The sequence below is a fragment of the Trichococcus sp. genome (genome assembly GCF_049589555.1).
GTDB lineage: Bacteria > Bacillota > Bacilli > Lactobacillales > Aerococcaceae > Trichococcus.
This window is the reverse complement of sequence record NZ_JBAWAZ010000222.1, coordinates 1-9,861: the sequence shown is the minus strand read 5'-3', so window position 1 is coordinate 9,861 and position 9,861 is coordinate 1. Positions and strand designations below refer to the sequence as shown.

9 protein-coding genes and 1 riboswitch are annotated in these 9,861 nt (G+C 48.9%); all 9 genes read right to left on the bottom strand.

From position 1 onward, the window contains the following. Positions 1–671: toprim domain-containing protein (locus tag WBV27_RS08485; protein WP_424201166.1), on the bottom strand; the 671-nt coding region annotated here is incomplete at its 3' end. Positions 672–828: 157 nt separating this feature from the next. Beyond that, positions 829–3,024 carry a DNA topoisomerase III gene (locus tag WBV27_RS08480; protein ID WP_424201164.1) on the bottom strand — a complete coding sequence of 732 codons (2,196 nt, stop codon included), beginning with the start codon at positions 3,022–3,024 and terminating at the stop codon, positions 829–831. A gap of 228 nt (positions 3,025–3,252) precedes the next feature. Further along, complete coding sequence (locus tag WBV27_RS08475; protein ID WP_424201162.1) at positions 3,253–3,801, bottom strand: flavin reductase family protein; 549 nt, start codon at positions 3,799–3,801, stop codon at positions 3,253–3,255. 50 nt (positions 3,802–3,851) lie between these two features. Continuing rightward, positions 3,852–4,949: an ABC transporter permease gene (locus WBV27_RS08470; RefSeq protein ID WP_424201160.1), complete on the bottom strand. Its 1,098-nt coding sequence runs from the start codon at positions 4,947–4,949 to the stop codon at positions 3,852–3,854. Next, on the bottom strand, positions 4,946–5,671 hold the full coding sequence (locus WBV27_RS08465) for an ABC transporter ATP-binding protein (RefSeq protein ID WP_424201158.1): 726 nt from the start codon (positions 5,669–5,671) through the stop codon (positions 4,946–4,948). The genes WBV27_RS08470 and WBV27_RS08465 overlap by 4 nt, the downstream gene beginning before the upstream one ends. A 273-nt stretch (positions 5,672–5,944) precedes the next feature. Continuing rightward, the gene (locus WBV27_RS08460; protein WP_424201156.1) at positions 5,945–6,832 is read right to left on the bottom strand and encodes a hypothetical protein; all 888 of its coding nucleotides are present in this window, start codon (positions 6,830–6,832) and stop codon (positions 5,945–5,947) included. Positions 6,833–7,108: 276 nt separating this feature from the next. Further along, positions 7,109–7,648, bottom strand: coding sequence for an ECF transporter S component (locus tag WBV27_RS08455; protein WP_424201154.1), 540 nt, complete (start codon positions 7,646–7,648; stop codon positions 7,109–7,111). Continuing rightward, entirely contained in the window at positions 7,627–8,049 is a 423-nt protein-coding gene (locus tag WBV27_RS08450) for a DUF4430 domain-containing protein (RefSeq protein ID WP_424201152.1), read from the bottom strand. Before WBV27_RS08450 ends, WBV27_RS08455 begins: the two co-directional genes overlap by 22 nt. A gap of 88 nt (positions 8,050–8,137) precedes the next feature. Beyond that, a riboswitch (adenosylcobalamin (AdoCbl) riboswitch) is annotated at positions 8,138–8,293 on the bottom strand. Between the two features lie 115 nt (positions 8,294–8,408). Next, positions 8,409–9,830, bottom strand: a complete 1,422-nt coding sequence (locus WBV27_RS08445; RefSeq protein ID WP_424201150.1) for a glycoside hydrolase family 1 protein — start codon at positions 9,828–9,830, stop codon at positions 8,409–8,411. Positions 9,831–9,861: the final 31 nt, after the last annotated feature.

Below are 9,861 nucleotides of genomic sequence, written 5' to 3'. Positions count from 1 at the left end.
TGCGTCTCTTCCTGGAAGGCAGTGATTTCCTTCATGCGCTTATAGATCATGAAGAGCGTCGGTGTCTGCACGCGTCCGACCGAAAAGGCACCTTCTTTGATGCCAGCTTTCTGGAGCGCAATGGTGTACAACCGGCTCAGGTTCATCCCAACCAGCCAGTCGGCGATTTCCCGGCTTTGGGCCTCTATGTAGGATGGATACGTGTCTTCCCCATCCAGCAATTCGGTGAAACCTCGGCGGATCTCATTGGATTCCAGACTGTTGATCCAGAGGCGCTTCATCTCCTTCTTTTCTGCACCGGCATGCCGGATGATCGAACGGGCGATATTTTCCCCTTCGCGATCCGAGTCGGTGGCGATGATGATGCGGTCCGCTTCCTTAAGCTGCTGTTTGATGTTCGCCATCTGCTTGCCTTTTCCGTATTGGATCTTGTATTTGTAGCTTTCCGGGAAAATCGGCAAGTGGTCCAGACTCCATTTTTTCCATTTCGGATCATATTCTTCCGGCTGCAGCAGCCCCAACAGATGACCGGATGCATGCACGATGACCGTTTCGCCATCGAACAGGCTGTCCTGGATAACGTAGTTCCCGGCAACCGTCGCCTTCTTTTGGAAAGAGCTCGCGTAGGCGGCCGCCTGCGATGATTTTTCGGCTAAAATGACTGTTTTCATTCTTAAATTTCCTCCCTGAAAGGATTGCCGGCTGAGACTTTTAAGGCAATCAACACCCTACAATTATAACATACGCACATTCCCTAAACCCGATTGAAAAAAGGACTGCGATGGGCAACAAAAAGCGCCAGCGCAGTCCTTTTCGACCTAATTATGCTTAATCATCCAGCTTGAGTTTCTTCAGCGCCTCGAACATGGCGTTGTTGACTGGCTCTTCATCTTTATTTTGTTTCTTCAGATATTTTTGGACGTCCTGCTTGGCGGCTTTTCCGCCGGAGCCTTTTTTGCGTCGTTCGTTGAAGGCCGAAAGCTTTTCGCGGTAACCGCATTTGCAGGTGAAAATCTGTCCGTCGCCCTCACCATGCAGCTCCATTTTCTTCATGCACTGCGGACAGCGGGCGTTCGTGACACGCGCCACATTCTTGCGATAGCCGCAATCGCGGTCCTGGCACACAAGCATCTTGCCTTTTTTGCCGTTCACTTCCAGCATCGGTTTGCCGCATTCCGGGCAGGTCTTGGTGGAGATGTTCTCGTGCTTGAACTTGCCTTCGCTCATCTTGATCTCCGAAACAATCTCTTTCGTATAGGTCTTCATTTCGTTGATGAATACGTCCTTCTTCAGCTTGCCGGCAGCGATCTGCTCGAGTTTCCGCTCCCAATCGGCTGTCAAGGCCGGGGATTTCAGTTCTTCCGGAACCAACTCCAACAATTGCTTGCCTTTTGAAGTGATATGGATTTCCTGTCCGCGTCTTTCGATCAGGAAGGAATTGAACAACTTCTCGATGATGTCGGCGCGCGTAGCGACGGTTCCCAATCCACCCGTCTCCTTCAGTGTCTGCGCCAAAGCTTTGTCCGTCGTTTCCATATATTTTGCCGGATTTTCCATCGCCGTCAACAATGTTGCTTCATTGAAGTAGGCAGGCGGTTTCGTCTGGCCGGATGTCTTGCTTACGTAACGGACAGCCAGCACATCGCCTGCTTCGATTTTCGGCAACAGTTGCTCCTGGAGACCGTCTTCCGACTCCTCATCCTCAGGGCGATTGCTGTAAACTTCTTTCCATCCGGCAACGATGACCGTCTTGCCGCGGGCCACGAAGCGCTCGCCCCCGATTTCTGCGCGCAAAGTCAGCTGCTCATATTCGTAAGCCGGGAAAAGCACAGCCAAAAAGCGTTTCACTACTAGATCATAGATTTTGAGTTCCTGTGCCGACAGCTTCCCGATCTGGACGACCTGCTCAGTCGGGATGATGGCATGGTGATCGGAAACTTTGCTATCATCGACGAACGACTTGTTCGCCTTGATCGGTTTCGCCAACACCTTGTTCACGAGCGGACGGTATTCCTTGATAGCGCATGCCTTCAGCCTATCCGGCAGCGTGGCGACGATGTCGTTCGACAGGTATCGGGAATCCGTACGCGGATAAGTCAACAATTTATGCTGCTCATAGAGTTTCTGCATGATGTTCAGCGTTTCTTTGGCGGAATAACCGAAAAGCTTGTTGGCGTCGCGTTGCAGTTCGGTCAGGTCGTACAGGCCAGGCGCATAGGCTTTTTTCGGTTTGCGGTCGACCGCCACAACCGTAGCCTGCTGCTTATCCAACTTTTTGACGATGGCTGTAACTTTATCGCGATCGAAACTCTTCGTGTCGTTCGTTTTCTCGTCCTGCCAGATCAGCTTCAGCTTCGTATCTGTCTGGGCCTCGATGCCGTAATACGTCTTTGGCTGGAATTTTTTGATTTCCTCTTCGCGTCTGGCGATGATGGCGACAACCGGTGTCTGGACGCGGCCGCAGTTCAACTGGGCGTTGAATTTCGTCGTCAGCGCGCGGGTCGCATTCAGGCCGATGTACCAATCCGCTTCCGAACGGGCCACAGCCGACTGATACAAATTTTCATAGTCCTTGCCAGGCTTTAGGTTCCCGAAACCATCTTTGATGGCTTTGTCCGTCACGGACGATATCCACAGGCGTTTGACCGGCTTGTGGACTTTCGCTTTTTCGATGATCCAGCGGGCGACCAGTTCGCCCTCGCGGCCGGCATCCGTCGCGATGATGATGTCGGAAACGTCATTCCGCACCAGTTGGGACTTGACGGCATTGAACTGCTTGCCGGACTGCTTGATGACAGTCAGCTTCAGGTCCTCCGGAAGCATCGGTAGATCCGCTAAGTTCCAATTTTTGTATTTCACATCATAGGCTTCCGGATCGGCCAACGTCACAAGATGGCCCAATGCCCAAGTGACGATGTAGTCTTTCCCCTCCAGATATCCTTGCCCCTGTTTTTCGCACTGCAGCACGCGAGCGATATCGCGCGCCACCGATGGTTTTTCAGCTAATACTAGACTCTTTCCCATTATCTATTTCCTACTTCCTTATTTCTTGATTCATCAATCTTACTATATCACAGAAATTTTATGCGGACCTTACTTTTCGTTTCTCAGCTCGGCGGGGCCCTTATAAGTTCCAGTTTGATGTTTCAGACGTTCTGAAGCAAAAAAGAAGGGACAGATCCGTTTATGGATTCTGCCCTTCTTTTTTTGAAACTGTTCCCTGATGGTCCCCGGATACAGCATCTTCTTCATTCAAACGCCTTCCGGTACCCATTTCCCCATTAAGCTGCGGTAATCGATTGTTTCCCCGTCAACTACAAATGTGCCGTCGCCATTGGCATGGAAGGTTCGGCGTTCTTTTCGGTCGTTGTCGCACCACACCCGTTCGGCTTGCAAAACGACTATTCCGTGGGGCTCCACATAGTCGATGACTTTGCACTCCAGGCAGGCAAGGCATTCGGCAATCAGTGGGGCCTCGATCCCTTTTGCTGGCAACGGGGTCAAGTCAAATTCCTTGAATTTGTCCACCGTTGTCCCCGAACAGGTGCCGATTCTAATCACTTTTTCGGCAAGGTCAACCGTCGGGACGGCCAGGACGCATTCTTTCGTTCTCATAAATGTTGTGAACGAGTGGTTCCATGGCCCCGTTGACAGTGCGATTCGCGGTGTGAAATCCATCACCATATGCCAGGAAATGGTCATCACATTATTCTTGCCTTCATCGTTTGTGGTGACCAAAACAACCGGCCCGGGCTCAATGAACATAAACGCCTTCTCGATAGGCAATTCCACCATTGTCATAATCGATTCCCCCTCTTTTCTGTATAAAATCAGGTTTACAACAAGCCTACCTATATTTTGCGGTAGCGTTTCAAGCCCAAAACGTTCAAAACTGTAAAAAAGCTGATGAAAAGCACAATAGCCAGCAAGTCATTACCGATGTCCCCCAGCGTGCCCCCTTTGATCATGACACTTTGCAAAGCATTCCCGATGTAATACAGCGGCATGAATTTAGCCAAAAATTGCAGCCAATCCGCCAAGCCGCCTACCTCGATGATTCCTGAAAAGAAAATTTGCGGAATGATCACAACCGGAATGAATTGCACCATCTGAAATTCCGATGCAGCGAAAGTCGATAGTAACACCCCGAAAGATAAAGCCAACAGCGCCGATAGGAAGGTAATCCCCATCACCAACACGAGGCTTCCGGCTACGGTAACATGCAAAACATGGACGACAAACTCCACCAGCAACAAGGTTTGGATAAAGGCAAAAAAACCATACCCCAAAAGGTAGCCAGCAATGATTTCCCACCGGCGGACCGGAGCCGCCAACAGCTTATCCAGCGTCCCGGTTGTCCGTTCCCGCAAAAGTGCCATTCCCGAAATCAAGAATACCAAGAAAAAGACAAAAAAACCGAGTAATACTGGACTGATGGTCGTGAAATAATCTGAATCGTCTTCACCGTAAAGATACTGCTCATTGATTGTCGGCTGTTGTGGAACAGCTTGAGCAAGATTCGGGTTTGCCTCGACAGCTTCCTGCCCTAGCGACATTAGTGCGCCCATTTGCATTTTGATCACGGCTCCTTGAAGCTTTGCCCTGACGACCGCACTCTTGGCGGGCGCACTGTTCTCGTAAGTTACATCAATATGGCCGGCATCTTTTTCGGCGATAAAAGCCACCAAGTGATTATTTTTGATGCTTTCCTCCGCCTGTTCTTCACTCGAAAAGACGATGGCCTCGATGTGATTGTCTTCCAGATTTTCGACTATTTCCGGATTCAGGTTGTATACTCCCACTTTGTAGGTTGCGTCCGCTCCCGAGGAAGTGAACAAAAAATACATAAGCGTGAAAATCATCAAAGGTGCGAACCACATTAAGGCCAGCGTTCGCTTATCCCGGAACATTTGGATAAAAATCCGCTTGGCAATGGCAAATGCGCTCATTCTTCCTCACCTCCTGCTGCCAAAAAGACTTCTTCAATGGTATGCACGTTGAATTTCTTGGTCATTTCTTCAGCGGTCCCCAAAGCGATCAATCGCCCATGGTTCAGCAGAACCAGCTTGTCGCAGCGTAGTGCTTCGTCCATGGCGTGGGTTGTGACCACAATCGTTTTCCCTTGGTCCCGGATGTCATTCAGTTCATGCCAGATGCCTTGCCGCAAAATCGGATCGACTCCGACAGTCGGCTCATCCAAAATAAGAATATCTGGATTGTGCAGCAACGCTATCGCCAAAGACAAACGCCGCTTCATCCCCCCGGAATAGCTTGACACGCGTTTGGATAAATCTTTCGTCAAATTCGTCACCTGCGCCACATAATCCAACCTTTGCTGAAGAGCCTCTTTCTTCAAACCATACAATTTACCGAAAAAAGTCAAGTTCTCTTTGCCTGTCAATTCTTCGTACAAGGCATCCGATTGGGCCATATATCCTACTTTTCCCAATACAGAAAAATTGGGCATCAGATGATCGGAAATTTTCGTTTGCCCAATATCCAAGCTCTCCATCCCCAGCATCAGCTTAATCAAGGTTGTCTTCCCTGTACCTGAAGGCCCGATGATTCCGACGATTTCGCCAGCTTCGATTGTAAAATGAATATCTTCCAAAACACTCTGCTGCTTGAATTTTTTTGAAACGTGGTGCACCTCTATCGCATGCATAAGCATATCCTCCATTGTCCGAATCAGATTTTTTGCTGGCTTGAAAAGCTCAGGTCAAATGCTTGTTGCCTCATTCCAAGCCTGAATGGGATGGTTCCGTCCGATAAGTCCCGAATGTGCTTATCGATTGAAAAGGACCCCGTTTTTTTACATTATAGTCCTCATCGGTACCGGACACTAGTTTCATTTGCGCGAACGGACTCCGAAACGAGTAAAGCCCCGCAGCTGCACTTCTCGAATCTGCGGGGCTTCTTGCCTATTTATTTTTGCCGGTATGCTTCATGAAGTCAAATAACGCAAACAATTTTCTAAATCTACTCTGCTTTGAGATACTTCTTTTGCCAATTTTTTCTCGACTTCATCTTTATCGATCATCAACCGATAGCGTTTGATGAATTCGTACAGTTCTTGTCTGAACGCTGCATTCAGGCTTTCGAAATCCAACGGCAAGTGGGTTCGTTCCCCCGTCTTCAAATAATTTTGATACTGTTCCTTCGCCCAACTTTCGGCACGTTCGGCAAGACCGACAGCCAGTTCTCGGTTTTCTTTGGATATTTTTTTCCAATCGAGCACATTCTTCGGTCTCAAATAGCTTGACCATAGGGCGTCCCTTTGCAATAGAAAGAAAGCATTCCGATATTTTTCCAGGTAATAGCGCAAGAGTGTTTCTTGGATAAAATCTTTATGCACGGCATAGCAACGCTCTATTCCGCTTTTATCGCCATCGTTTTTTTCATGTTCAAACTTATAGGTGAATCCTCGGATGGCGCCGTCCACATGAACTACTGCAGTGCCGTAGTTGGCAAGCAGCCTGTCTTCTTTTTGGACATCAGTCGACCCGAGATCGAAGTATCTACGGAAAGCTGCAAATAAGCTATAATCCACCAGGATGAAATCGTTTGTCGTAACGGCAGGCATCGCTTCGCTGAGTTCCGCGAGCTGAGGGCCTTCCCACGAAGATTCCAAAAACGAACGCATCCTGGCAAAGCTGAAATAATCAACTTCAGATCCTGACATTTTTGAGGACATAAGAAAGGCCAAGTAGGAACCCATTGCAAACAGCAACACCAGTATCGTCACAATGAGCCCTTGGAGACCGCCCACAGCAAAGCCAATACTGGCAAGTATCGGAAAAAGAATGAGGACTATATTTTTTATGTTACTCATAACCACAGCCCCACGCAAATTTTAGATAAAATCATCAACCTTACCCTCTTTCTCAGCGAATAAACCGTTAAGCATGAACGCGAATCGTACCTATGCAACCCATTATACTGGAGCACACAAGCTATTTCCATTGATAGCCAGCTTACGATACGCGTGCCCATGGATTATCCGGAAGACGTGATAGATTTTTTCGGGCAAAAATCCGAAGAAAAAATTGCATAATAAAAAAAGCCATATGGAATGCTCTTCCATGAGCACATTCCATATGGCTTTTGTTCACCTTTTTTTCAGCTGCGCTGCCAACAATGGCGCCAGGATCGGTTCCAGAATCAGGTAGAATCCGGCATTCCCCAGGCCATGCAGCAGGTCGAAAGGGATACCAGCAATGTAATACGCCCAAAAACTGTTGATGCCCATCATTTTCACCGTGAACAAGGAAATGACGAACCCATAAAGTATCCCTCCAAGGAAGGAAAAAACTACAAAATAAGCTTTGTGCACCTTTTTGTAAAAGGGCTTCATCACCAGTCCCGTTACCACGATCAGAACGCCGAAACTGGCGATCTGGGCAATCGTCCACGGCCCCATTCCCAGCAGGAAGTTGGTCAAAACAATCGACAGGATGGCCACAATGAAGCCGTCCGTCATGCCCAGCGTCAGCGTCAGGATGATCAGCACTGCCGTCACCGGTTGGACATTCGGGATGAACTGGAACATCATTCTCCCGACATAGCACAAAGCCGTCAGGATCGACAGCAGCGCCAGTCGCCTCACCCCGAAGCCCACAGTCTTCTTTACATTTCTGTCAGGTTCCACACGATTACGTCTCCTTCTTGGAGCGCCACATCAGCGGCTCCGACCATCGAAGGTTCGCCGTTTACATCAAACAACCAATATTTGGCTTTCGTTTCGGCTGTCTCTTCCACTTGCGCCTGCCCATCGATGGCTGTGATGAAGCCGTCTGCTTCTTCGATAGTGTAGTTTTCTTTCATGACAGCCAACAAGTTCGCACCCGCTTCGACTTCAAGCGTCTTTTCTGAACCTGCGATGACTGTTCCGCCATCCGTCAAAGAGATGGTTACACTGGCTGTCTCCGCCGCTTCTGAGCTGACTGCAGCAGTCGACTCTTGCAGGACGGAGCTTGTTTCCGCTTCTTCCGTCGGGGCGCACCCGAATAATACCAAACTCAACGATAAGGCCAACAATAATTTTTTCATTTTTTCCACTCCTAATCTGTATTCGACAGGGGTTGCATCGCCAACGGCCGGGATAATGCAAAAAAAGTCCATGCGCCATCGCATAGACAAGTAACGGGACCGTTTTACCTCGAAACGGCACGCTTGCAAAAATAGCAGCTTGGAATGAAGACCTGACTTAGACGTTCTGGGACGTCATCACAGTGGCGGGACCGCGTTGGATTTTCACCAAACTTCCAAATTCCAAGTGTCTTTGAATGGTTTTCCTATCCCTACCATTTTACCCAAAGGAGAAAAAAATACAAGACCAGTTGCGCTTTTCAGTGCATCCTGGCCTTGCAATTGATGATAAGTGTGTCAAGTCAATCTTTGGTTCCCTGTTACGCCTTCAAGCTTTCGCCGTTGGTTGCGATAACGTCCTTGTACCAGTAGAAAGATTTTTTCTTGTAACGGTTCAGTGTGCCGGATCCGTCATCATTGCGGTCGACATAGATGAAGCCGTAGCGTTTCTTCAACTCTGCAGTTGATGCGCTGACCAAGTCGATGCAGCCCCACGTCGTGTAGCCCATCAGATCGACACCGTCTGCGATTGCTTCCGCAACCTGCACTAGGTGGTCGTTCAGGTACTTGATGCGGTAATCATCATTTACCGTCCATTCGCCGTTTTCGCCCTTGACCAGTTCATCAACAGCACCCAAGCCGTTTTCGACGATGAACAATGGTTTTTGGTAGCGGTCCCAGAAAGTGTTCAGGATGATGCGCAAGCCTTTCGGATCGATCTGCCATCCCCATTCAGATGCTTCCAGATAAGGATTCATCACTCCACCAAGAATATTCCCTGTACCCTTCACTTTCTTCGACTGATCTGCTGTTTCGGTCGAGCTCATGTAGTAGCTGAAGGAAACGAAATCGACCGTATTTTTCAGTATTTCTTCATCTTCAGGTGTGATGTTAAGCTCAATGCCGTGCTCACGGAAATAGCGCTTCATGTAACCAGGATACGTGCCGCGTACATGCACATCCGAGAAGAAGAAGTTTTGGCGATCTGCTTCCATCACGGCGATGACATCATCCGGATGGGAAGTCAACGGATAAGTCGGCATAGCGATGACCATGCAGCCGATCTGGAAGTCCGGATTGATTTCGTGGCCAATTTTAGTCGCCAAAGCACTTGCTACCAATTCATGGTGACAGGCTTGGTACAGGTCCTGTTTCGACAGTTGATCTGGTGGCGTTGAGATTCCGCCGCTCATGAACGGTGCATGGATTATCGAGTTGATTTCATTGAACGTCAACCAATATTTGACTTTGTCTTTGTAGCGCGTGAAGACCGTGCGCACATAGTTTTCGTAGAAGCCGATCATTTTGCGGTTAATCCAACCGTCGTATTCTCTTGAAAGATGCAGCGGTGTTTCGTAATGCGACAGCGTGATCAGCGGCTCTATGCCGTATTTTGCCAATTCATCGAACAGGTCATCGTAGAACTGCAGGCCAGCTTCGTTCGGCTCCGTTTCGTCGCCGTTCGGGAAGATGCGTGTCCAAGCGATGGACGTACGGTAGGTTTTGAATCCCATTTCCGCGAACAAGGCGATATCTTCCTTGTAGCGGTGGTAGAAGTCGATCCCTACCAATTTCATGTTGTCAGGTGTCGGTCCGTCAGTGATCAGCCCCCCAAAACCGCCTTTCGGTGTTACATCCTGAACAGACAAGCCTTTGCCGTCCGCGTCATAAGCTCCTTCGTATTGGTTGGCAGCGGTAGCGCCACCCCATAGGAAGTTTTCTGGAAATTTCAATTCTGTCAAAGTCCTTCATCCCTTTCATGATAGCGGTTTA

Bases quoted from the DNA above. Each gene is read 5' to 3' on its own strand.
- WBV27_RS08470 (WP_424201160.1), bottom strand. From the start codon at position 4,949: ATGAGCGCATTTGCCATTGCCAAGCGGATTTTTATCCAAATGTTCCGG.
- WBV27_RS08480 (WP_424201164.1), bottom strand. From the start codon at position 3,024: ATGGGAAAGAGTCTAGTATTAGCTGAAAAACCATCGGTGGCGCGCGAT.
- WBV27_RS08460 (WP_424201156.1), bottom strand. From the start codon at position 6,832: ATGAGTAACATAAAAAATATAGTCCTCATTCTTTTTCCGATACTTGCC.
- WBV27_RS08450 (WP_424201152.1), bottom strand. From the start codon at position 8,049: ATGAAAAAATTATTGTTGGCCTTATCGTTGAGTTTGGTATTATTCGGG.
- WBV27_RS08465 (WP_424201158.1), bottom strand. From the start codon at position 5,671: ATGCTTATGCATGCGATAGAGGTGCACCACGTTTCAAAAAAATTCAAG.
- WBV27_RS08475 (WP_424201162.1), bottom strand. From the start codon at position 3,801: ATGACAATGGTGGAATTGCCTATCGAGAAGGCGTTTATGTTCATTGAG.